At 33.6% G+C, this 23097-nt stretch carries 17 protein-coding genes and 7 pseudogenes; 19 read left to right on the forward strand and 5 right to left on the reverse strand.

Going from position 1 to position 23097, the window contains the following annotated elements; genetic code table 11:
* The 6 genes and pseudogenes from AC1DMU_RS28230 to AC1DMU_RS28255 form a co-directional block, all read left to right on the forward strand.
* A pseudogene (locus tag AC1DMU_RS28230) lies at nt 1-546 on the forward strand (CD3337/EF1877 family mobilome membrane protein); the annotation flags it as partial.
* Between the two features lie 27 nt (nt 547-573).
* Nucleotides 574-1203, forward strand: a pseudogene (locus AC1DMU_RS28235) (lysozyme family protein); the annotation flags it as partial.
* Nucleotides 1204-1983: 780 nt separating this feature from the next.
* The gene (gene ltrA, locus AC1DMU_RS28240; RefSeq protein WP_476941667.1) at nt 1984-3765 is read left to right on the forward strand and encodes a group II intron reverse transcriptase/maturase; all 1782 of its coding nucleotides are present in this window, start codon (nt 1984-1986) and stop codon (nt 3763-3765) included.
* A gap of 108 nt (nt 3766-3873) precedes the next feature.
* Nucleotides 3874-4491: pseudogene (locus AC1DMU_RS28245) on the forward strand (C40 family peptidase); the annotation flags it as partial.
* 51 nt (nt 4492-4542) lie between these two features.
* Nucleotides 4543-5139: a hypothetical protein gene (locus AC1DMU_RS28250; protein ID WP_088062820.1), complete on the forward strand. Its 597-nt coding sequence runs from the start codon at nt 4543-4545 to the stop codon at nt 5137-5139.
* Nucleotides 5140-5549: 410 nt separating this feature from the next.
* The gene (locus tag AC1DMU_RS28255; RefSeq protein ID WP_476941668.1) at nt 5550-6230 is read left to right on the forward strand and encodes a hypothetical protein; all 681 of its coding nucleotides are present in this window, start codon (nt 5550-5552) and stop codon (nt 6228-6230) included.
* Between the two features lie 191 nt (nt 6231-6421).
* Here AC1DMU_RS28255 and AC1DMU_RS28260 read toward each other — a convergent pair whose 3' ends face one another.
* Complete coding sequence (locus tag AC1DMU_RS28260) at nt 6422-6757, reverse strand: hypothetical protein (RefSeq protein WP_262366744.1); 336 nt, start codon at nt 6755-6757, stop codon at nt 6422-6424.
* Between the two features lie 47 nt (nt 6758-6804).
* A complete protein-coding gene (locus AC1DMU_RS28265) occupies nt 6805-7110 on the reverse strand; it encodes a hypothetical protein (RefSeq protein WP_252196072.1) in 306 nt (101 codons plus the stop codon).
* A gap of 494 nt (nt 7111-7604) precedes the next feature.
* Between AC1DMU_RS28265 and AC1DMU_RS28270 the strand changes: the two genes are divergently transcribed.
* The 7 genes and pseudogenes from AC1DMU_RS28270 to AC1DMU_RS28300 form a co-directional block, all read left to right on the forward strand.
* Nucleotides 7605-8474, forward strand: a complete 870-nt coding sequence (locus tag AC1DMU_RS28270; RefSeq protein WP_088062822.1) for an RNA-binding protein — start codon at nt 7605-7607, stop codon at nt 8472-8474.
* Nucleotides 8474-9445 carry a hypothetical protein gene (locus tag AC1DMU_RS28275; RefSeq protein WP_088062823.1) on the forward strand — a complete coding sequence of 324 codons (972 nt, stop codon included), beginning with the start codon at nt 8474-8476 and terminating at the stop codon, nt 9443-9445. Before AC1DMU_RS28270 ends, AC1DMU_RS28275 begins: the two co-directional genes overlap by 1 nt.
* 521 nt (nt 9446-9966) lie before the next feature.
* A pseudogene (locus AC1DMU_RS28280) lies at nt 9967-10275 on the forward strand (transposase).
* A gap of 199 nt (nt 10276-10474) precedes the next feature.
* Nucleotides 10475-10765, forward strand: a complete 291-nt coding sequence (locus AC1DMU_RS28285; RefSeq protein WP_088062824.1) for a hypothetical protein — start codon at nt 10475-10477, stop codon at nt 10763-10765.
* Between the two features lie 19 nt (nt 10766-10784).
* Nucleotides 10785-11213 carry a hypothetical protein gene (locus AC1DMU_RS28290; protein WP_088062825.1) on the forward strand — a complete coding sequence of 143 codons (429 nt, stop codon included), beginning with the start codon at nt 10785-10787 and terminating at the stop codon, nt 11211-11213.
* A 92-nt stretch (nt 11214-11305) separates the two neighbouring features.
* Nucleotides 11306-11890, forward strand: a pseudogene (locus AC1DMU_RS28295) (SMI1/KNR4 family protein).
* A gap of 9 nt (nt 11891-11899) precedes the next feature.
* Nucleotides 11900-12211: pseudogene (locus tag AC1DMU_RS28300) on the forward strand (Rpn family recombination-promoting nuclease/putative transposase); the annotation flags it as partial.
* 502 nt (nt 12212-12713) lie between these two features.
* Here the strand turns inward: AC1DMU_RS28300 and AC1DMU_RS28305 are convergent.
* A complete protein-coding gene (locus tag AC1DMU_RS28305) occupies nt 12714-13232 on the reverse strand; it encodes a DUF4352 domain-containing protein (protein ID WP_071714734.1) in 519 nt (172 codons plus the stop codon).
* A 1218-nt stretch (nt 13233-14450) separates the two neighbouring features.
* Here AC1DMU_RS28305 and AC1DMU_RS28310 point away from each other — a divergent pair.
* A complete protein-coding gene (locus AC1DMU_RS28310; protein WP_001253021.1) occupies nt 14451-14636 on the forward strand; it encodes a hypothetical protein in 186 nt (61 codons plus the stop codon).
* Between the two features lie 377 nt (nt 14637-15013).
* Nucleotides 15014-15175, forward strand: coding sequence for a hypothetical protein (locus AC1DMU_RS28315; RefSeq protein ID WP_179196836.1), 162 nt, complete (start codon nt 15014-15016; stop codon nt 15173-15175).
* A gap of 31 nt (nt 15176-15206) precedes the next feature.
* Here the strand turns inward: AC1DMU_RS28315 and AC1DMU_RS28320 are convergent, their stop codons facing one another.
* Nucleotides 15207-15680, reverse strand: coding sequence for a CDI toxin immunity protein (locus AC1DMU_RS28320; RefSeq protein ID WP_142291707.1), 474 nt, complete (start codon nt 15678-15680; stop codon nt 15207-15209).
* Between the two features lie 309 nt (nt 15681-15989).
* Here AC1DMU_RS28320 and AC1DMU_RS28325 point away from each other — a divergent pair, with 309 nt between their 5' ends.
* The 3 genes and pseudogenes from AC1DMU_RS28325 (at nt 15990) to AC1DMU_RS28335 (ending at nt 22043) form a co-directional block, all read left to right on the forward strand.
* Entirely contained in the window at nt 15990-16787 is a 798-nt protein-coding gene (locus AC1DMU_RS28325; RefSeq protein ID WP_098230689.1) for a LysM peptidoglycan-binding domain-containing protein, read from the forward strand.
* A gap of 317 nt (nt 16788-17104) precedes the next feature.
* Nucleotides 17105-18640: pseudogene (locus tag AC1DMU_RS28330) on the forward strand (HAMP domain-containing methyl-accepting chemotaxis protein); the annotation flags it as partial.
* Nucleotides 18641-20060: 1420 nt separating this feature from the next.
* The gene (locus AC1DMU_RS28335; RefSeq protein WP_141555707.1) at nt 20061-22043 is read left to right on the forward strand and encodes a methyl-accepting chemotaxis protein; all 1983 of its coding nucleotides are present in this window, start codon (nt 20061-20063) and stop codon (nt 22041-22043) included.
* A gap of 212 nt (nt 22044-22255) precedes the next feature.
* Here the strand turns inward: AC1DMU_RS28335 and AC1DMU_RS28340 are convergent, their stop codons facing one another.
* On the reverse strand, nt 22256-22477 hold the full coding sequence (locus tag AC1DMU_RS28340) for a helix-turn-helix domain-containing protein (protein ID WP_088062829.1): 222 nt from the start codon (nt 22475-22477) through the stop codon (nt 22256-22258).
* A gap of 293 nt (nt 22478-22770) precedes the next feature.
* Here AC1DMU_RS28340 and AC1DMU_RS28345 point away from each other — a divergent pair, with 293 nt between their 5' ends.
* The gene (locus tag AC1DMU_RS28345) at nt 22771-23091 is read left to right on the forward strand and encodes a hypothetical protein (RefSeq protein WP_215559135.1); all 321 of its coding nucleotides are present in this window, start codon (nt 22771-22773) and stop codon (nt 23089-23091) included.
* The last annotated feature ends 6 nt before the right edge of the window (nt 23092-23097 follow it).

The raw sequence follows: 23097 nt of genomic DNA on the forward strand, positions 1-23097 counted from the left end.
GGAACAACACCATCGTCGGCGAATCCGATGGAGAGCAAACCAATCACAACACCACAGTCAGGAACAACACCATCGCAACCGAACCCGATTGAGAGTAAACCAATCACAACACCACAGTCAGGAACAACACCATCACCAGCGAATCCGATGGAAAGCAAACCAATCACAACACCACAGTCAGGAACAACACCATTACCAGCGAATCCGATGGAGAGCAAACCAATCACAACACCACAGTCAGGAACAACACCATCACCAGCGAATCCGATGGAGAGCAAACCAATCACAACACCACAGTCAGGAACAACACCATCACCAGCGAATCCGATGGAAAGCAAACCAGTCACTACTTCACATGTAAGTACACCGCAAAAACAAGTAGAGGTAAAACCGATTAATTCACAACCAACTAAAAATGTCCCTAAAGTAAATAATCAACAACAAGTAAAAGAAGGGGCAGCAATTAAAAAAGTTGAAACGAAAGCACAAACACAACAAGAAGCTTTAAAAAATGTAAAAGCGAAAGAAACTATAAAACCAAAATAATTCAGCTCGTGAGGGAGGGTTTATACATTGAGTGCGGAACCAAATCGCGACTTTGAAAATGAACATCATCCTGAAGCTGAACTAGGGAATGCTAAGCCTGCCTTGAAAAAGGCAGGCCATTCTTTAGGGAAGGCGGCTGGTAAAGGTACAAAAGTAGCGGGTAAAGCAGTTGCACAAGTAGGTAAGAAAGTGGCAGTTAAAGTAGCACAGAAGGCAGCTACAGTTGCTGTTGCAAAGCCATTATTAATAGTAGCCGGTATTATTTTGGCTGTTGTTGCAGGTTTAGGTATAGTGATATTTTTATTAACCGCCACAATGAGTGAAGATGAAGTCAGTCCTGGAGGAATTGGTGGTCCTTTTGCACCAGGTACTGCAAGTGTTAGTCCTGAAGTAATGAGATGGGAGCCGTTGGTACGGAAATATGCAGCCCAACACGGCATAGAGGCAATGACTTCACTAATACTAGCTCTTATCCAACAAGAAAGTTCTGGAACCCAGTTGGACGTTATGCAAAGTTCCGAATCACAAAATCATCCTCCTGGTTATTTTACAGATCCAGAAGAAAGTATTAAATATGGTTTAATGCATTTTGCAGATTGTCATAAAAAATCCAACGGCGATCAAAATATTACATTACAGTGTTATAACTGTGCGACACGTTCTTAACTGAAAAGGTTGAGCACTGATTTGAAATCAGTAGAACTACTATTTCGAGAAGTCAAATGAAAGGGTAACGCCTGGAAGGGCTTCCTCTGATACTCCGACATGCATGATGCAGTAGATAAGAACTGTAAGTGTGTGAAGCTCGGTAAAGTCGGCCGAGAGCTACCGTAAAGTACGTAAATACTACGAAACTTATCCAGAGATGGATGATGTAGCCTATAGGTCGGGAGTCTATAAAACACTCATGGGTAGAATGGATTCACAAAAACTATCGGTAGGCAGAATCTGACGAATCTCCGAATGTACGGGTCTAGAAAGCATAACACATAGAAATGTGTGTGCCACGAGCGTGGCGTTGATGTGGATAAGTAAGAATAGTTGTTATGAAAGTCCATATGTCGTTATAGGCGACATCCAGTCAACAGGCTTAAAGGAGAGCCCTAAAAGTGTCATGAATAGATAGAAGTAGTGGAACGTGGAAAGCCACCAACATGGAGAACTTATCTTTGGTGAAATGTTTAAGGGGAAAATGTTCGTGAGATTAGCGTACATATAACCTTTATTTATGGTGGTAAGAGTGATGGCACAGTACCTATGAAATGATGGAAACATCATGGAGGGATAGCCATTAGTCTGATAGAAGATTGACCAACCATTTTATAAAGTAAATCAGTTGAATTATAAGGTTCTTGTGAGACTAAAAAAGGTTAACTCTGAAAGGAGCACCGACTTATAAAGAAAACTGCAAAGCTTAGACACGCTGAATACTATGATATGCAGTCCATTCTGGACGGCTTATATCAGCAAAGTCAAAATGGAGATAACTTTTATAAACTAATAGAGCTTATGATGATGGATGAAAATATCAAATTGGCATATCGAAACATTAAAAGAAATATGGGGAGTGTAACAGCTGGAGTCGATGGGATGACCATTAACGACATAAAATCGCTTTTAACAGATGAAGTGATAGAACAGGTTAAGTCCATGTTTTTCTGGTATCAACCACAAGCGGTTAGGCGAGTCTTTATACCGAAACCTAATGGTAAAAAGAGACCTCTTGGGATACCGACAATATGGGATAGACTGTTTCAACAGTGTATCTTACAAATTCTTGAGCCTATATGTGAAGCAAAGTTCCATGCCCATAGTTATGGATTCCGTCCAAATCGAAGTACACATCATGCATTAGCAAGGATGAAATCTTTGGTGAACAGTCAAGGAAGAGGTTTTCATTATTGTGTAGATATAGATATCAAAGGATTCTTTGACAATGTAAACCATGGAAAACTTATAAAACAGTTATGGAGTATAGGGATACGAGACAAAAAATTACTTTCTATCATTTCAAGTTTATTAAAAGCAGAAATCATTAATGAAGGCTTCCCGAATAAGGGAACTCCGCAAGGAGGTATTTTGAGCCCTCTTTTTTCCAACGTCGTTCTAAACGAATTAGACTGGTGGATTAGCGACCAATGGGAAACTATTGAGACTAAACATCCATACGGGGCGAGAAATGATAAGTATAGAGCATTAAAGAAAAGCAATTTGAAGGAATGCTTTATTATTCGATACGCAGATGATTTCAAAATATTATGTCGTAACTATCCAACGGCTCTTAAGATGTTTGAGGCGACAAAAGACTTTCTCAAAACACGGTTACATCTGGAAATTAGCACTGAGAAATCTAGAATTGTTAACCTACAGAAGAAATCCAGTGATTTTTTGGGATTCAGCATCAAAGCACGAAAAAAGAGAAATCGTCATGTCGCTCATAGCAGGATGTGTCAAAAAGCCAGAGAAAATGCCTACTTAAAATTGAAGGAAGCCATCAAGAAAATAAGTAAAAAGCAGACGCCAGAGGCAGTATGGCATTACAACACAGTTGTGATGGGCATACAAAATTATTATGCGGCTGCAACCCATATTAATAAAGATTTAGACCAAATGAGTTGCCATCTCATAAGAACACTCTATAACCGACTGAGGCGAGATTGGAAAAGAGCCACTAAGCACGATATGTCATCCACTTTGAGAAAAAGGTATCGGAACTATAATCCGAAACTCTATAAAATTCAAGATATTGTACTAATCCCGATTCATGCACAAAAGCATAAATCAGCAAGGAATTTTACCCAATCTATTTCAAATTATACCGAAGAAGGTAGGGCGGAAATTCATGATACCTTGAAAGCTATTGATAAAGAAACACTTAGACATGTGCAACGATTTTATATGAATCATCGAACCGTAGAATATAACGACAATCGTATTTCAAAATTTATAGCACAGTATGGAAGATGTGCAATTACTAAACAGGAATTAGGTCTAATGGGTTGGCACTGCCACCATAAAATTCCGTTGGAATTTGGCGGGAAAGACGACTATGAAAACCTGATAATTGTGCTAGAAGATATACATGTCGCAATTCATCATGATGATTCAGAGAAGGCAAAATCCATCTTAGCCAACTATGAAATAGAAGAAGAAAAGAAGAAAAGGTTCGATAAGCTAAGAATACTTGCGAATCGAGCACCTATCTTCTCTTTAATATAAAAGTTAGGTCAATTGAATCAGATGGAACGCCGTATGAGGGGAAACCCTCACGTACGGTGTGAAGTGGGGGAAAAGGTGAAGATAACTTCAAATCCTTACCTATCACTATACGGAACTGGCTACGCTAACTATGCAGTTTCAAAAGGTGGATATACTCACGAGAATGCAAGGGCATTTTCTGCAGAGCAATCAGCTAAAAATGGGTATAAATGTGGTTCATGGCGAAGTGCAGAGGCAGTAGCTAATAATTGGTGTTATGGTGATCCAGACTATGTCCCACATATTATGAGATACTATCAACCTGGTCAAACCCCTGGTGGTTCTGGTGGAATTGCTGGAGGTAGCGTTTTAGGTGATGATGTATTCCAAGCAATTATGACAGAAGCACTAAAGTATCAAGGATGGCCATATGTGTTTGGAGGGCGAACACCAAATACGTCATTTGATTGTAGTGGAATTATTGAGTATACGTATTCAAGAGTTGGTATTAATTTATTTGGTACTGCACAAACCCAATGGGATAAAACCCAACGTATAACAGATCCTAAGCCAGGAGATTTAGTGTTTTTCCATAGTACTTATGCTACAAGTAACTATATTACGCATGTTGGCATTTATGTAGGAAATAATACAATGTATCATGCTGGTGATCCGATTGGCTATGCTGATTTAGGTAAACCATATTTTCAACAGCATTTTGCGGGATATGGTCGTGTAGTTAGATAATAATGCATGTAACATCTAGCAACTTATGAAACTGCGAAAAGGAGGTAAATCATGAAGAAAATCACCATTATAATAGCAATTTTATTAATAGCTAGTGTAGGGTTTTTAATAAAATATCAATCTGATAATGAAAAACTTAAAACTGATAATATAGAATTAACGAAAAAAGTGGAAAAGGTGGAGGCACAATACAACGATACGAAAAAGGAACTGTCAGCTCTAAAGAGTAATAATCAACAACAAGTAAAGGAAGCTGCAGAACGATTTCTTAAAGCTTTCCGTACTTATGATACGGGTAAAGGTGAATCATACCTTGCTAATATAGATGCATATATAACACCAAATGCAAAGAAAGAATTAACACCACCAGGTGGACCAACTCAATCTGCCCCTGGGGCTGGAGATGAGAAGGAAAAGAAGAAAGTTTCATTTCAATCTGAATACACAGGTGGTGAGTTGTATTATGCATTTTTGGATACCACAAAGGCAAATGTATTAGCAAAAGTGAAAAGTAAAATTACAGTTAATGGTGTTTCATCTGATAATATGTCATTAATGCAGATAAACCTTATCTATGATGGAAATAAGAAGTTATGGCTTGTCGACAAACTTATACCTTTAGCAGATTTAAAAGATCGTATGCCTTAGGATTTGTATACAAATTACATGTAGAGTAAAAGAAAACCCCTCTTAGCATTGCTAATAAGAGGGGTTTTTAGATGTTTCCGTGCTTAATGCAATGAAGATTTCTCTCTTTTTTCTCGCATATAAACAGCAAATTGCATCATTTCTTGCTCTGTTGTCGCTTGTAAATAAAGTCACGATGTTTATAAAAAAGATGCGATGTTTTGAATAAAGTCGCGACGTTTATAAAAAAATTGTGATGTTTTTATAGCGAATAGAAGATCTGTACTGAAAGGCGGATTAAGGAATCGTTGAATAGCAATAAAGTTCCTGCACTAAAGGACCATATTGTGGAATAAGAGGAAAGGTCTCAATTTTGATAGACATTTGGATGCACACACTGATAGAATAAGCAGAAATATAATAGAGGTGGAATGGAATTGAGAAAAAGATTAGGGTGCTTACACGCCCATTATTCGAATATAGAATATATAGAAAACGCATTTTCCCTATTTAACATTGAATTAATACATTTTGTTGACCCAGCTTTAATGTATCGAGTTACATTAAGTGAAAATTTTCAAGAATCAGATGCTCAATTTAAAGTTAAAGAGCAAATAGAATGGATTGCCCAATGTAATGTTGATGCTATCCTTATTACTTGCACAAACTATATTGCAATTTTACAGGAAGACCAACTCTCAATTTCAGTGCCAATTATTAAAATTGATGAACCATTCTTTGATTACCTCTGCAATATACAGCAGCCTCAGACCATTCTTTTTACAAATCCTGCAACTGTTGAAGGTACCGTAGAACGCCTTAAACATCATGCTAATAATCATCAAAAATCTTTAGATTTAGAGGTTATTGTTATAAATAGTACTTTTGAATTGATAATGCAAGGACGAAAAGAAGAATACGACCAAGAAATTGCAAAGTTCTTAAATCAAATCATTAAAGATACAAAGAAAGTTATCTCCGTTGCTCAATTATCTATGGTTGATGCATCTCAGCAAGTTGAGTATAAAACATCTAAGACTATTATTAATCCGTTAATTACATTAGTATCTTACATTGTTAATCAATTAAAATTAGAAAAGAAAAATCAGTGATAAACTGATGTGCCCTTCTTCAGCTAAAGGGCGTATTAATTGAGTAAGGATCGCAAAAATTATCAAACTTTTTTATAAAAGGATGATTCAATTGAATATAGAAAAAGTGTGTTTTGATCAATCTTTTTTCAAAACACACTTTTTCTATTTGCATCTTTTATCAAGGTTTATTAAGTTAATTTAATCCAACTTTATTCCAAGGATACATCTGTTAGAATATCTTCTTGTATTTCCTTTTGCGCTGCCGTACCTACATATACTAAATTGTCCCATTTTGAGAATGGCTTTTCCACTTTAAAAACCATCTCGCTATACCGTCTTAATTCTCCATCAATGTTTACTACATTAATTCTTCCTCCATTATTTAAGAAGCCTAATGCAAACATCTTGTCAGAGTAGTAAAAATCACATTCAGTATTAGGGTCATGTAATTTCTTTAAATTTAATTGATAATTTATATCTTCTTGTGGAATCTCTCTTTTTTCAGTTATCATTTTTTCATATGAGGAGAGTGGTAGGTTATCCAATTTATCTTCAAAGACTTCTTTAAAAATCCAGCACTTATCACTTGTATCTAAAGAATAAAGTTGATACCACTCATCGTAATGTGTTTTGTATAAGTATGTATGTTGCCCGTTAATTGTTTTTTGTATGATTCCACAATGTAATGATCGGAAAAGTAATGGGTTTGATCATACAAAGTAACATCATCATAATGATCTTCAGTTTCAACAATGAATTTTTTCTTTTCTCCTGCGGATACATATTCATACCCATCTACAATAGGGAAATCTTCTGGATAAACGTTCATACACTCATTTTTAATTAAACAATTTCTTACTTCTTCTACAGCTGCTACTGGTATTTTTGCTATATTCAAAAATCATGTATTCGTATTCGTTAGGTTTAAATTCATTTAGTAATACGTAAGAATCCAAAGAATGCATCTTATAAGTATTTATCCACTTCACAGGTTCATGAAATTCTCCAGGTCGTATTAGATATCCCCAAAGTCCTACGTATTTCTGGAATGTATCTTCAGGCAATATGAAATAAAGCGAACCTTCCTCAGTTTCTTTTTCTAATATCCTTTTTTCATTAAACAGTTTACGCATCCTTTTTCCCCTCGCAATCAAAGTTGAAAATAATAAAATAGTCCATATAGGATTAGTTTTTGATGAAAATTTAATTGATTAAATATACAACTATTTTAACATTAACTTTTATAAATAAGATAAGGATCAGAGCTAGTTTTAAAAATTTTAGAAAACATTTCTAAAACACTTAGTTTCTCAGTTAAAAGTAACAATAATTCAAGTAGAAGTATTATTTTTGAACTTTATAAATATTGAACAAGAGAGAGGAGATATTTTTATGGATTCAAAAACTTATGAAAAACTCCAGGCACTACGTAGATATAAAGAGCCAATTCAAGCGGTATTGAGAACGGTTAAAAGAAACGATAAAGACGATCCAGATACTGAATATGCTGAGTTTGCCCTTGAAAACGGTAAGATTATAGGTGTTTGTAAAAAAGAGGACTTCTCTGATTACTCTTTTAGAAGTATTACACAATTCACAGGTAATATTTTTAACGTAGTAATTACTCAAATGTCTGATGAACTAGATGTAAATAAAGTTCAGGTTTCAGTAAAAGAAGCAAGTAGGAGATCTGCAGATGCTTTAATTCGTGAGTTGATAGAATTGGAGCAAGATGAAAGACTGCAAGAGCCAACCTACGAAGCAGAAGTAACTGGATACAATATGAATGCTCAGGTTCCTACTATATTCTTACGCATTAATGGTGCGGAATGCTTCATGAAGTTACATGAACTAAACTATGGAAGAGTGTATAAAAACGCAGTGGATCGCTATGCACCTATTGGTGAACGTATCCCAGTTAAGGTTTTACAATTTAATCCGGAGCAACGACTAATTCACGTTTCTAGGAAAGCGGCAGTGGAAAATCCTTATCAGTTGTTATCTGAATTAGCTGAAGGGGACACAATTGTAGGGCGAGTTGTAAATGTTGACCCGCGTTTTGGAGTTTTTGTTGAATTGGACCAAGGCTGCACAATTAAAGGAATTGTCCCTAAAACAATCGAACAGCCAGTATTGGATGAAGTAGTAAGTATGAGAATTGTAAATGTGGATGTAGAAAAAGAGAGAGGGTCGGGGGTTATCTTCAAGTTTCCTTTTGGACGTAAAAAAGTTAACGACCCAACGGCGTTTTTATATAACTAATGAGTGCGCCGCAGGTTTCCGTACAAGAGAATGGAAAGGCGGTTCAATTTTGGCTTAATAGGGACCAATCTTTATCACTTTGGGATGACCCCTCTTTACAGGGGGGACCAATTCTTCCAGATAAATTCAAACCACTCACAGATTTACGTAGTATTTATGACAGAATTAATTCAGGTTTTATAAATGAAAAAGACAATTTAATACTAAAACTTATTTGGGATTCATTAGCGATTACAGAAGCTCAAATTAAAAATTTTGTGGAGTCTAAAATTAGTAGGTCTCAGGTTTCGGAATCACTGAAAAAACTAGTACTGTATGGGTTTGTTAGTAGATGGGAGATGAAATCGGGGCTATTTCCGGATCAGCCTAAAACATCTGCTCCAATTACATTAAATACTGCAGGTCATTTGATGATGTGGGCTTATCATAACCGTAATACAAACTATTCTTTAAAGCCAGAGCAGTGGTTAAAACTAGGGGTGGCGGGTGTACAGAGATTTGTCACTATGAATCAGATAAAATATGAGTTTGCAGTAGGCCAACAGTTATTAAAAAATTGGTGCTGGTATCCAAAGCTACAAGGTACTGGTACCGGATATAATCCCATTGCTGTTGGAGAAATTAAAACTCCAATTGGAAATCAAAACTTCATATTTGAAAGGGTGCAACAGGGGCAGCGATATGCACAGCACTTAAAATCGAGATTGAGAATTTGGGAAGATCAAATTCAAAATGGACCAAATAATTTATTGAATTTCGAAAACACGAAGAGTTTACCAGGAATTTTTATATTATCTATATCTAATCTTGCTTTAGCAGAACATGTTAGAAAGGAGCTAATGTTAGACTTACGGAAGATTCCTATAATGCTTGTAATAGATGAATGTATTCACAATGAGGGATTCGCAAAATCATTTTATGTCTCAACTCAAAGCAGTATTCAGCAAGCATCATTACCATTTTTGAGATAACAAGAGCTGCTTCAGGTAAATATGCTGAAGCAGTTTTTTAGTTAAAAAGTAAAGTAGATAACATTCATTTGTAGTGTACTAAATAAGATGGAGATGAATGAACTGAATGATTTAAATTGAGGCCAAAAATGATTAGTAAGATACAAATTTGAACTACCCCCACTTTCACTTCATTTAGTAGAATGATATCTTACTATAATTTATCCAATATATGTATAAAAAGATTGGCTTATATGTAGATATTTACAAAGTTAAATTTATAATTGTGATTGTCATATTTTGATTCTATTAAGTTAAGTTTATATTGATGACGAGAGCCTTTATGAAGATGGTTTGAAAATTATATTTAAATATAATATCAATATAAACTAATTTATTGAATAACATGTAAACCTGTGGAGAGAAGATAAAATTATTTCTACGGTGTTTAATATAATGACAGCATTTAATTTAACAGAATTGCAGAATAAAATGAGAAATAGTAGGCTTGGAATGAAGACATACTCAGATGGAGGTGGCATATGGTAAGGCATTGCGTAGACCGTGTTTTTGTTAAAGATTTAAAATGTGAAATAGGATCGCCGGAATCACATGAACTATCCATACATAAAACAAACTTTGAAAATTGGGAGTTAGAGTTAAGTGCCAATGAAGAAGAATTACATTATTTTTAAGAAAAACAAAAAAAGGAACCTATAGAATTTGCAATTTATATTCAATATATGAATCGTTTAACAGGAAAAGCAATAGTGAAAAGTATTGAAAAAAATACAGTTGTAGTAAAGGGAATTACTGTCTTAGATGGTTATAGATATGTATCACAACGTTAATAAATATTTTGATCTTTAAACAGAATATGTAAAAAATGTCGTGAAATACGGGGGAACTATTATAGACTTGAAAACCAATAAACAAAAACAGCAATGAAATTGTTTAACTGAGATGAACTACAATTTGTAGAGCAGTTTATGAGTTTACAACAAAGAGAACGATACAATATCATATTAAAATAAGGGGGAGAGGTAAAAGATGCTATTTCATACAGGAGTTTCAAGAGCGCCATTCGTTAAAATGTCAGGTCTTGGAGAAGATTTAGGGGTAGATGCAACATATAAATACATGGACTATCGAGAAAACGGTAGAGACGTAATGAAACGTCACGATGCTTATGTAGATGATATGCATGTAGAAACGATAGAGAAATACGGAAAAGTATATTGGAACTCACTTGAAGATACACGAACTTATGAAAGAAAAGAGTCAGTCAGAGATATTCTATTAAGAGCAGATAAATGTCTGAGAGACTACGGTTTAAAATAAACAACAAGGGGTAGATAAAATGGGGAAATATGTGAAAGACCAAAAGGTAGTTGCCTATACACTATTAGGATTAGAACCTTGTACAGTTGTAAGAGTTGGTTGGATTTTTATTACGGTAAGAGAAGAAGAAACGGGTCATCTATATTCTGTTAGAAAAAGTAAAATGACACCTATAGAGGAAGAGGAACACTATCTTGTAGAAGAAAGTATTGATGATGAAGGGTTATTCGGTATAGGTAGATTGTTTGCTAAAATAGAAGCAGAAGACATGGAAATTGCAAAGAAATCATTTGAAGAGAATGAAGACTTCCCTAAATACGAAGATTTCCATAAACCATCAGAAGGGAAACTGTATGGTGGAGAGTACTATACTACAATCAAAACAGGTAAAGAGTTACTAGAACAATACTTTAATCGAGAAGAGCTAGAACGTAATGGTACTAATTAAATTAGATGTGTAAACGGTTAAAGGTCAAATCTTATTTATGTTAGGTATATAGACTAAGAAAATTTATATTTGTTTTTGGGGAGGACAAAATAATGGATTTGGTAAACAAATTTTTAAACGGTTTGAAAGCAGCATTATCAACAGATGATCTCGAAGCACTAAATAAAGCATACGGTGCTACAAAAGGAGATATTGATATATTAAGGACGAAATATCCAAATTGTCCTTAATCATTAATCACTTTACTTGAAAATATCGATGGTACATATTGGCGGAAATATGGAGAAAACGAAGTCACGGTATGTATTTTAGGTTCAGATGTTGAAGAGTATCCATATTATTTGCTTTCTACACAGGAGATGATTGAAAGTTCAAAAGAAGAAGAAGACGTCTCCTATCTTTTAGAATACCAAGATGACGAGGATGCTGTTGACTCCAAGATAAATCCAGAAGGACTTCTCCCTGGCACGTATATTCACTTTTCAGATTGTATGAACAACGGTGGAACATCAAAGCTGTATATTGATTTTAACCCTTCTGATGAAGGTGTATGTGGTCAAATCATTCGTTTTTTACATGATCCTGATGAATATGAAGTGATTGCAAACAGCTTTGATGAGTATTTACAGAGTCTTATTGATGGTAATTTTAATTTTCTAGACGAAGAAGAATCTTAATAATGTGTGAAGAATTTTACTCAAATATTGGAGGAGATTGCGATGAATCAAGATCCAATTTTACAAAAGGCAATAAGTAAAGGGGAAAATATGAGCTATGATTCTTCTTTCCGAACAGCATATGAAGCTCGAGAGAAATTACTTCTAGATGAACAAGCTAAGTTAGCGCATGCAGAACAAGAGGGCATGGAAAAAGGAATTGAGCAAGGTAAGATGCAGATAATCCGAGGGATGTATGAAGTTGGTGTACCGCTTGAAACTATTGCAAAAGCAAGTAAGTTGAGTGTGAAGGAAATAAAAAGTATCTTAAATCTAAAATAAATATATGCGAGTATATAGAACTCATGAGTAGAAAAAAATAGCCGTTCGTTATCATAGTACGTTTAATGGGAAAGCATTGCTGAAGATTTTGGCAGTGCTTTTTCTTAATCAATTTTTTGATGTTTTTCATGCTGCTCACAATTATATAAAAAATTCGAAAGAAGAACGTGAAATGTATTCACGATTAATAAATATGATGCAAATCTAATGTAATGTTGAGAACAGAATTCTTCAGTAATTCAATATGTTTTTTTATGATTCTTCTCGCTGAGATTTTGTAGGAAGAAAATACTAAAATGTTTACTATAAGGTCTCAATATATGAGGTTTTTTCTATGTGTAAAGTTACTTTCCAAAAAGAATAGTTAACTTAAGGAGCCCTTCTCAAACTTGAACCGTCTTAATTTTATTAATATGTATTGAATTCTCATCCACATCTTATTTTCCCGCGTTATGTAATGGTGGTCAGTGAGAAAAAAGGTACTCTTTCGAGTACCTTTTTACTATTCTACTTTTAACTTAATTTCTTTACCCGTCATACCACCACTAGCTTTTAAGAAAATTCCTTCAGCATCTTTTGGTATATCAAATACAATTTTACCTGTCTGTGTTAGACCAGGATTCAATTGTTTTAAGAAGAAGTCAGTTTTCCCACCGTTAGCTAAGTCAAAAGATGTTTGACCTTGTGTTGAATATGTAAATTCGCGACCTTTACTATCTACTAATTTAAAGCTGTTAGCATCAACAGTGATAGCGTCTTTTTGATTATTAGTAAGTGTAACTTCTAAAATTTTAAATACACCTTGTGCTTGTTCTTTTGTATATTCATTGCCCACAGAATCTACTGTTTCCATAGACCCTACAGCGATTTTTACATCAGAAGATACACCTTCTTTTGATACTGCTTTAGTGTCTGTTGAAGTTGTTTCTGTTGAATCTCCGCCACCAGCAACCATAGCAATTATTCCGATTACAAATAAAGCTATAATGCCTAGGCATCCAAACTTAAATATTTTTCCCACGTTTGTTCCTCCAATTATGTAAAATTTAAGATTGCAACAGTAATAATAACACATTATATATCTCTATATTGTTATATTATGTCGAACATAAATAAAAAGATAGTTTGGAAGTTTCAGATTTCATTTCTGTCCTATGACCTATCTTTCCCCGTATTTCGTCTGTATCTCATATTCATAAAGGTAAATGCGCTATAGCCAAAAATTTTATCTATTTTTGGTAATTGATTCATGTAAAATTTGTTTGTTGGTACATAACTTCATCTACTTTTTACTATTTTATTATTAGGATGCTAAGGTGAAAATAATTATGTATATGGGTTTCGACAATCAGGAAGATTGACAAAGTATTGAGAATTACTGGACTGTCTGGCCAAATTTAAGAATTTAAACAAATGCATTATTAAAAAAAGAACTCTTATGGAAAGATAAGAGTTTTTTTAAAAATGTTGTATTTGAAACCCGTGATGTTTCACAAAAATATTACGTATATGCAATATATGGAGTCAATGAAAATGATAAAGGTGCATATAATCTATATTTTAATTAGTTCAGCCCCTTGGAGGGCGCTCCAAGGGGCTAAGATTCGAGAATTTTTAAACTCTTGTTAATTTATATGAGAACTCCTTAAAGAGTACCTATGCAATTTTAACACTTAACCATTTATTTTTACAACTATATATATAGATTTATTTGTTAGTAGGTATCATGTTGCGTAACCATAATTAGTTAGCGAAGGTGAGGGGACAACAGAAGTACTGACTGGACCTACGGAGTATAAATGAGAAGATTCTTGGTTTTCTCCCAACCACCAAACATAAAGCGAATAGTTAAGAAAAATAGAAAGTTATATGATGCAGGTGCTTTTTTTTAGTTATATAGAAATTATACATTAAACATACTTAAGGAGTCATTTAAGTATAAAGATAATTTATAATCATACAATGATATGGAAAGGTCTTTTCGAACATGTTAGTTAATTCAAAGTATATGTATTATTTGGAACCTGTGCGGGGGTGCTTTTTTAATGCACATTATTATAAGGACAAGCATATTATGTAATAGGACGAGTTCTTCGTGTCCTATTCAATGCTCAGGATAACCCCGATTCACATTGAGAGCACCGGTAGCGGGGGGTGCTCTCTTTTTATTGAAAAATATATTTAAATGTATATAATATGATTATTCAATTTATTTTTCAATATAAGGGGTACAAATTCGATGCGACGTAAAGAGGATTTGTTAAAACAATGGAAGGTGGATCTGCAAGCTGTTCAAGAAGAAAAGAGAATGAAGAAGAAAGCTAAGAATAAAAAATATAGCATTCCTGGTAATACAGCGGGATTCATGAATGGAAAGAATACTTATCGTAAAGAGAATGGGGTATGGAAACAAAGAAGTAAATGACGTGAAGGTAAATAAGTTTAGTTAAGTTTATAGCAAGTATTGTAGGCGCTTCCGTGATCTGGTTGGCGTCTTGTTTGTTGTTAAGGAAAAATAACAAAATCAAAGAATATAAGTACGGGATTAGAAGAAAAAATAATAGTCTTGTCGTTTGCTATAACCCACTAGGAAAAAGCGAATAACAAGACAATAGACAAGTAGTGAGAGGGAATTCCCATTCTCGATTGAAATTACATCGCAAAATCCAAATGCCGTATAAGAAATATTAAACTTATAAATGAAAAAAGAAACATGCTAGTGTCCCAAAAATATAAGTTTTTAAGGCTCTACCAGGATATGAATTGCAGGTACATCCCCGTATCGGTATAACGAGGAACACAATGTTCTTGGAACGGTGGACAGTAGTTGCCACGGAGAAGTCGGAGTGTTGGTTGTTAACAATGAAGTTCCTAAAGAGGAAAATTATGCAAGATCATGAAGTTGAAAGAGGTACTCGTATTGCTAAAGGCGACATAGCTTCGGTGGAAAAAGCTCATTTATAGAAAAAAAGAATGAGGAAAGTGGATTGGATTATTAGCTAAATCCAACCATAATCATTTCTTCATTTTTTATTTCAATTATAAATTTATATTCTTTATCCAATAACCAGAAATAAAAACTGACTGCATCAATATCAACTAGTGATTGGAATACTTTATCAAGATTTGTGCTTATTACAGGGATTTCATTATTATCCCATAATATAAAAATCTGTTCATCAAAATCTGGTTTGTTTTCTTTAATAAGGGAAATTAGTTGCTCTTTATTTAAAGCTATTAATTGATTGTCTATCTGTTCCCAATCTATTCTTCCAGAGACAGTTATAGGAAATGAATTTATTAAAGTATTTACAATCTGTTGGCTTTTATTTTGAGAGAAAATGAGAGTTTCTGCTCCGAGGGATTCAATACATTCATTAAACAAAGGGTTTGTATCATTGTTATTTTGGGTTTTCAGTGCCCGTAATTTTTGTTGCATTTTCCATCGTCTTGAGGATCTATCACTCATTTTTATCATTCCTTCTACAATTAATTAGGAGTCAGTATAGCATATAGAAACAGATCTTAGGAAAGAAGCTATTAGGCAATTGAAATAAGCCTCTACTTTTACCGTATTTAGTTTAAGAATTAGTTTGTCCAATTCTTTTGAAACATAACTATAATAATTTAATTTCAATAGCATAAGCAACTCAATTATTATATAGAAATACAAATTCAATGACTTGAATTCAATGTTTTGTTACGCTATAAATAGCTTGATTTGTTTTTAACTTAAACATATTAAGAGTACTTAATAATTTTTAGGAGGCTTTTTTGAATGAAGTTATGTAAGGCGAAAACCTGGTTACCATTATCTGCTGCAATGATTACAGTAGTATCAAGTCCAGTAGGGACTGCGGCTTCAACGGTTTATACGGTTCAAAAGAATGATACCCTAGAAGCAATAAGTAAACAATATGAGGTGTCCGTACAATCACTTAAACAAGAAAACAATAAAGCAAATGATCAAATTAATATTGGAGAACGTTTAACAATTCCGGTAGCGTCAACTGCAAACGAATATGTTCAAAAAAATAATTCAACAGTTTCAACTAATACATATCAAGCAATTTACCAAGTGAAAAGCGGGGATACATTAAGTTCTATATCACAACAATATAAAGTTTCAATACAGTCTATAAAACAAAACAATAACGTAGATGAAGACCATATTTTTGTCGGTCAGCACTTAAAGATTGATACTGGTATTTCATTACAAGAAGTGGACTTAATGGCTCGATTAGTAAATGCAGAAGCAGGGGGAGAACCGCATGCAGGAAAGGTTGCGGTTGCAAAGGTAGTATTAAATCGTGCTAACGCAAATGGTTTTCCAAATACAATTACAGACGTAATTTATGAACCGATTAAAAATGGTTATGCATTTACTCCTGTTACAGACGGTAGAATTAATCAGCCTGCTACACAGGAAGCAAAAATAGCAGTAGAAGAGGCTCTCACTTCAAAAGGAACAAATTCTGATTGGCTTTATTTCTACAATCCCAAAACCTCGACTGATAAATGGATTACAACACGTCAAACCGTTGCCCAAATTGGAAACCATCTGTTTGCTAAATAAACTAACAGTACATTAATATGTTTCCAATGAGATAAGGAGAGGTTATTTTTGCGTGTAGTTCATTCACTATTAGCAATATTAGCAGTTATATTTTTAATTTGTGGTGTTATTATTCACGAGTATGTATTGGTGTTTTTGGTAGGGATTTGTTGCATGGTGATAGTAAGTTTTATAATTTCCAGTATACGTAATTGGAAAGAGAATAGAAAGCATATTTCTATCGTGTATTTTACTTGTGTATTAATATTATTGCTATTAACAATATATCTTTTGTTTGTCACTTTTTATACACGTTCTTTTGAATTTTAGTACTATATTCATTAGAATATAACCTACTAGAATTAATTACAGCTTCACAAAATGAGGGAGCAAATAAAGAGGAAATCATCGGTAATATTGAAAATGATTTTAAGAAATATGATTCTTTATTAAGAGAATATGATGATGGCTTTAATTTAAGCATGCAAGAGGATGAGCTATTTCAGAATTTGAAGAAATCCTTGCCAAGTTATATGGAAACATATAAAAAGTTATTTGAAAAAGCAAAAGTAACAACCGACTCCCACATGATAAATGAATTTCAAAAGGAATTAAAACCGAGGGGAGTAGAGTTAGCTGGTTATGCTTTAGATTTAGAAAAGTATGTATCGAAATTAGCTGACCAAGTATTTAAGGATTCTCAAAAAATGATAGGTAGATCCATTAGTACTTTTATTATTATTGTTGTTGTTATAACAATCGTTATATGTATAGTAAGTTATATTATTAGCAAGCTTATAGTTGCTCCTTTACAAACGGTTAGTCGTATGATGGAAAGGGCAAAAGAAGGAGATTTAACTGTAAATAGTGATTATAATGCTAAAGATGAATTAGGTGTATTAGTAAGTGATTTTAACGAGATGATTGCAGGGCTAAGAACAAATATGAAAGAAGTAGAGAATAATGTTCAGTTTTTATTCCAACATGCAGACGGAGTGGTATCTGCATCAGAAGTGTCTAGCAGTGCAGCAAAGAAAATTACGATGGATATTGAGGAAGTTGCCAATGGCGCAGAGAGCCAAATGCAAGCAATGGAACAAACTGCGAGTGCGATGGAAGAGTTGACACAGGGAATGCAGAGTATAGTGAATACATCATCCTCTGTAAATGAACTGTCTGCTCAATCAGCGTTAGATGCAGAGAGTGGTAACCAATTAATGAAACAAATGATTCAACAAATGGATACAATCCAAAATTCAGTACAAAGCAGTGTTAAACAGGCTGAGACTATGAAGGTGCATTTGGAAGAAATTGTAAAAATAATTGATGTTATGCAAGGTATTACCTCTCAAATTAACTTATTAGCATTAAACGCCGCAATTGAGGCTGCACGTGCTGGAGAAAATGGTAGAGGCTTTGCAATTGTGGCAGATGAAGTAAGAAAACTGGCCGAACAATCTAGTGAGTCTGCAAAACAAATTGAGAAGCTTATTACTCAAGTTATGGGAACAACGAACCACACCGTAGACATGATGGGGAAAGTGGATAATGAGGTACAAGCAGGTACACAAGTAGTAATGCACACAGAAAAAGTATTTGGAACAATTACAGAAAAAGTAAAACAAGTATTTGAGAAAATTCAAACGGTATCTATGTCTACAGATGAAATTGCAACGAGTAGTGAAGAGGTTTCTGCCTCTGCAGAAGACATGGCTCAAATTTCTCAAAAATCATCTGATAGAGCCGATAGGGTAAAAGAGTCTATTCAACAGCAAGAAAAATCTGTTCAGGAGATTTCAATTTCAGTTGAACATCTGCACAGCGTAGCTGGGGAATTAAAACAGATTGTTTCACAATTTACTCTTCAAAAGTAGTAGTGTATGTAAGTCTACATATTAGTAGAAATCCACGCACTAAATAAAAAATCATCCTTTCTTACAAAGGATGATTTTTTATTTAGTAAAATTGCGATTCATTATTGTGTTTCGTTCCCTCCATAATTTGTATTTTCTCTAATTTTTTGTTATCTAGCAATCTTGAGGGGGTGACAAAATGTCCTTTGTGTTAAGGGAGGGTAATTATAAGGAAAACAAATTATCTATGCAAACAATATAAAAAGGGTTTTGAGTTCATCGTTTCTGGTATGATACTTGAAAAAAGAATCAAAGCAAGCCAGATTAAAAAGTTATAAAAAAAGAATATGACAGATATAATCTCAGGATTTAAATCAAAAAAACAGGGACATCGCTTGGGGCAAAATTATCATATGATTCCGCGCAGAAGAGAATTAATTTTGTAAAGGAGAAATAATATTTTAACATCTTTAATTTTGCATATAAAATTAAAGCGAATTATGATATGATGAAAGTAACAAAATATCTCTAAATCTATCTTGCAAAAGGACATACCTAAGCATACATATGCCATAGGTGTGTCCTTTTTTAGTTGTTTAAAAATATCGGGAATAAAATGAAGATAGTACTTTACACGCCTTTAGTAGAAGGAAGATATTACGATGAAAATCATGGATTAAGATCGCTTGCATAACAGCATTCGTTTCTCAAATAGCAGCATGTAGCAGTACTAACCAAACAATAAATGATTCGAGACCTGCCCAAACCGTACAAAAAAGAATACAACAGCATGCAGAAGGGCAAGGTATTTTTGATATTCCAGAAACTTATAAGAATAAATAAGTGAAAAATGATCTTTTATGATATAAAAAAATATTTATTAATTTTAATATTTAAAACTTATGTATACGTGTTACAATGAAGTTCTCCAATTTATTTTATTCTCCTATTTAGAATTTATGGTTTAGTATCCGATAAAATAAAAGTAGCTGTAGTAAATAGATAAATGAATAAAGCGAAGCGGTCAGAGTGGTTAAAAGGATAAGGCTGTTAAATATAGTTATTCAAAGAATAAATTCACTTAGTTAAGTTAAAAGGAATTTAGTATGGTAAGGATTTCATCTAATGTGAATCGTTCGAAATTAAACTTTTGATTCAATCAAAGCCAAAAATCATCTTTTAAATGAAGTCTATGTTTCTACAGTTAATGTAGAATAATTTGTAGTTTTAACATTGCTTACTATAAAAAAATTACATAGTTGAAAGGGGGATAGATACAACTTCACTTGTAAAAAATAAATCGCTATATGAGAAGATGTGCGTAAAGGGATGGAACGGTAATTTCATTTCGAATAATACCATAAATCAACGTAGAAAAAATAAAGGAGCAAACAATTAAATAAACTATATCAGTTGTAAGAATGAAAGGGAGAAGTAGATAGTGTTTAAAATAAAAGAAAGATTGGAACAAATGAAGCTTAAAACGAAGTTGTCTATGGCATTTATTGCAATATTAATTATACCAAGTCTTGTCGTAGGGGTATCGTCTTATGATAAAGCAAGAACAGATCTTAATGAAACAATTCTACAAACCGCGAAAGATAATGTGAGTATTTTAAATAAGATAGTTGATGATGAATTAGAAAATAAACATGTAGATGTAACTCATTTTGCAAAGATACTTACACAAGGTGATTATAATGCTGATCAATTGCAAAATGTACAAAGTAAATTCGATCAATATATACAGTTACATCCAGAGATAGAAACGATTTATACTACATCTAGTAATAATCAATTTATCCATGCACCTGTTGGAAAAATACCAGAAGGATTTAATCCGTTAGAAAGTAGTTGGTATAAGGATGCAGTAAAAGCTAATGGAGAGATTATTGTTTCGTCTCCCTATAAATCAAAGGCTACAGGAAATATGGTAATAGCAATTGCGAAGCAAAATGCTGATAAAAGTGGTGTCATTGGTGTGGACTTGAATATTGATGATATCGTAAAAACTTCTAAAATGATAAAAATAGGAAAACAAGGCTTTGTATCTATAGTAAGTCAAGATAAGACTATAGTTGTTCATCCTACACTTAAGCCAGGTGAGAAGTTAGAGAAATCATTAGCAGATGAACTATACAAGAAAGAAGAGGGAGTAATTACTTATAGCCTTAATGGCGAGGATCGAAACATAAGCTTTAAAACAAACAAAAAAACAGGTTGGAAAATAGCTGGTGTAATGCCTATTAAAGAAATTGAAGAAGCTACCAATCCTATTTTTTATAAAACGCTCACTATAATAGGGGCTTCATTGTTGTTAGGTGGAATTGTAACTTTCTTCATTCTTAAATCTATTATTAATCCACTAAGACAATTAGTTATTTCAGCTCAAAAAATTAGTCAGGGAGATTTAACTGAGAAAATAGATATTCGTTCCAAGGATGAACTTGGTCAATTAGGTAGTAGTTTTAACACAATGGCAGAGTCGTTACGTAATATAATTTCTCGAATTAACACATCTGCAGGACATGTGGCTGCTTCTTCTGAGGAACTAACTGCTAGCGTAGAGCAAGCAAGTGTTGCGACAGAACAAATTACAAAAGAAATGGAAGAAATATCGAATAGTGCAGAAGTTCAAAATAATGAAGTAGCGTCTGGAGCGAAATTAATTGGTGAGGTCACGCGTAATATTCAATGCGTAGCTGATAATGCTTCTGAAGTATCCGCTTCATCCTTATATACAAAACAAAAAGCTAATGAGGGTGAACAATTAGTAGAACAAACTGTAACGCAAATGGAGTCAATCCATCATTCTGTTTCTCAATCCGATAATGTAATTAAATTATTAGATAAAAAATCACAGCAAATCGGAAGTATATTAGAAGCAATTCAAAATATTGCAGCACAAACAAATCTATTAGCATTGAATGCAGCGATTGAAGCGGCTAGAGCAGGAGAACAAGGGCGCGGATTTGCAATTGTTGCTGACGAAGTTAGGAAGTTAGCGGAGCAATCATCCGAATCTTCAATGGAAATTGGAAGTTTAATTAATGAAATACAAGCAGATGTACATGAGACTGTAAAAGCTATGAATGAAGTAGGAGTTGAAGTGCAGTCGGGGATTCAGGTTGCGAATGATACAAAACAAAGTTTTTATGAAATCTCAAAATCTGCAAATGATATCGTGTCAAAAGTACATGGTATGGTGGAATTATCAAATAAAATGACAAGTGATGCAATGGAAGTGGATACATCAATTAATCAAATATCTATGGCTGTGAAAGAGAATTCTTCAAGTATGCAAACGATAGCCGGTTCATCTGAGGAGCAACATGCTTCTATGGAAGAGATAAATTCTTCAGCAATACAATTAGCACAGATGGCCGAAGAACTTCAAGAATTAATTGGTGGATTTAAGATATAGGTTCAGATTCTAGGATAGAATCCTAGATAGTATGTTTAAGGAAAGAAGTTAAAAACCTTATAATGTAGCAAATAAATATATGTATTTTTTATAGAGATTGCAAATGCAGATCAACTACTTTAAATGGTAGTTGATCTTTTTTTATATTCATTTTTGAATATATCTTTCATTAAAGTGTAGGGTTGATACAGTAGTATTTATCGAGCAAATTATCACATCCAAAAATCTTCAAAGTCTACGCCGTATCCTTTTCTTTTTAAGGCTCTTATTATCTTTTGACCATTCCCTAATGAGGGCTTGTATTGATTGGAGCGAGAGATACGGCTAATTGTATTTTGGTTTACCCCACTCCATGCCTTTAATTCTGTTTGAGTAATATCATTCTTTCTTAAAAATTTACCAAACTTAGATAACGGTTTTCCTAAGCCAAACACTGCGAACACTCCTATTCCTAGATACTCTATTAATCACATTTTTACCAAAGCATGATTTTTTTAAACAAAAGTGTTAATAATGTACAAGCTGTTTGCAATATGATGTATCAAGGTCGCTATCAAAGGTGCTAGCAAACGTATTATCAAGATGGATATCAAATCAATTCGCCTTTGTATTGGCAAAGTACATACCATATTAACTATCAAAGTAATGTTAACAAGGTAATAAGTGAATCAATCCTATGTTTTATAAGTTTTTTAATTCTGTTTATAAAGAGAACGGAGGCATTTAAATGCGTGTAAGGAAAGAAAGGATTTTTTTTCTCAAGTTTATGGAACGGTCATACAAAGATAAAGAAAATACAATTCGTAAATACAATTCATTAAGTCCTTTTGCATTCTTTCATATGTCAGATCAAGTGCTAAATAGCTATATTGCATTGGGAGTAATGGGGACGGTTTTAATTGGGGCAGTCTTGTTAGAAAAGTATTTGGTACAAAATGACCATATATTTGCTGCAAAGTTTGTGAGTGGAAGTATTTATTACGGTATGCGAATTGGGGGAGTTTGTTTGATTGGGTATGTATTTGTTCGTATCGTAATCATGTTTTAAGGAGGG

Source organism: Bacillus sp. 01N45 (assembly GCF_056399205.1).

Excerpts from the sequence above, each read along its gene's own strand:
- ltrA (WP_476941667.1), top strand. The coding sequence starts at position 1,984 with ATGCAGTCCATTCTGGACGGCTTATATCAGCAAAGTCAAAATGGAGAT.
- AC1DMU_RS28250 (WP_088062820.1), top strand. The coding sequence starts at position 4,543 with ATGAAGAAAATCACCATTATAATAGCAATTTTATTAATAGCTAGTGTA.
- AC1DMU_RS28255 (WP_476941668.1), top strand. The coding sequence starts at position 5,550 with ATGGAATTGAGAAAAAGATTAGGGTGCTTACACGCCCATTATTCGAAT.
- AC1DMU_RS28270 (WP_088062822.1), top strand. The coding sequence starts at position 7,605 with ATGGATTCAAAAACTTATGAAAAACTCCAGGCACTACGTAGATATAAA.
- AC1DMU_RS28275 (WP_088062823.1), top strand. The coding sequence starts at position 8,474 with ATGAGTGCGCCGCAGGTTTCCGTACAAGAGAATGGAAAGGCGGTTCAA.
- AC1DMU_RS28285 (WP_088062824.1), top strand. The coding sequence starts at position 10,475 with ATGCTATTTCATACAGGAGTTTCAAGAGCGCCATTCGTTAAAATGTCA.
- AC1DMU_RS28290 (WP_088062825.1), top strand. The coding sequence starts at position 10,785 with ATGGGGAAATATGTGAAAGACCAAAAGGTAGTTGCCTATACACTATTA.
- AC1DMU_RS28310 (WP_001253021.1), top strand. The coding sequence starts at position 14,451 with ATGCGACGTAAAGAGGATTTGTTAAAACAATGGAAGGTGGATCTGCAA.
- AC1DMU_RS28315 (WP_179196836.1), top strand. The coding sequence starts at position 15,014 with ATGTTCTTGGAACGGTGGACAGTAGTTGCCACGGAGAAGTCGGAGTGT.
- AC1DMU_RS28320 (WP_142291707.1), bottom strand. The coding sequence starts at position 15,680 with ATGAGTGATAGATCCTCAAGACGATGGAAAATGCAACAAAAATTACGG.
- AC1DMU_RS28325 (WP_098230689.1), top strand. The coding sequence starts at position 15,990 with ATGAAGTTATGTAAGGCGAAAACCTGGTTACCATTATCTGCTGCAATG.
- AC1DMU_RS28345 (WP_215559135.1), top strand. The coding sequence starts at position 22,771 with ATGCGTGTAAGGAAAGAAAGGATTTTTTTTCTCAAGTTTATGGAACGG.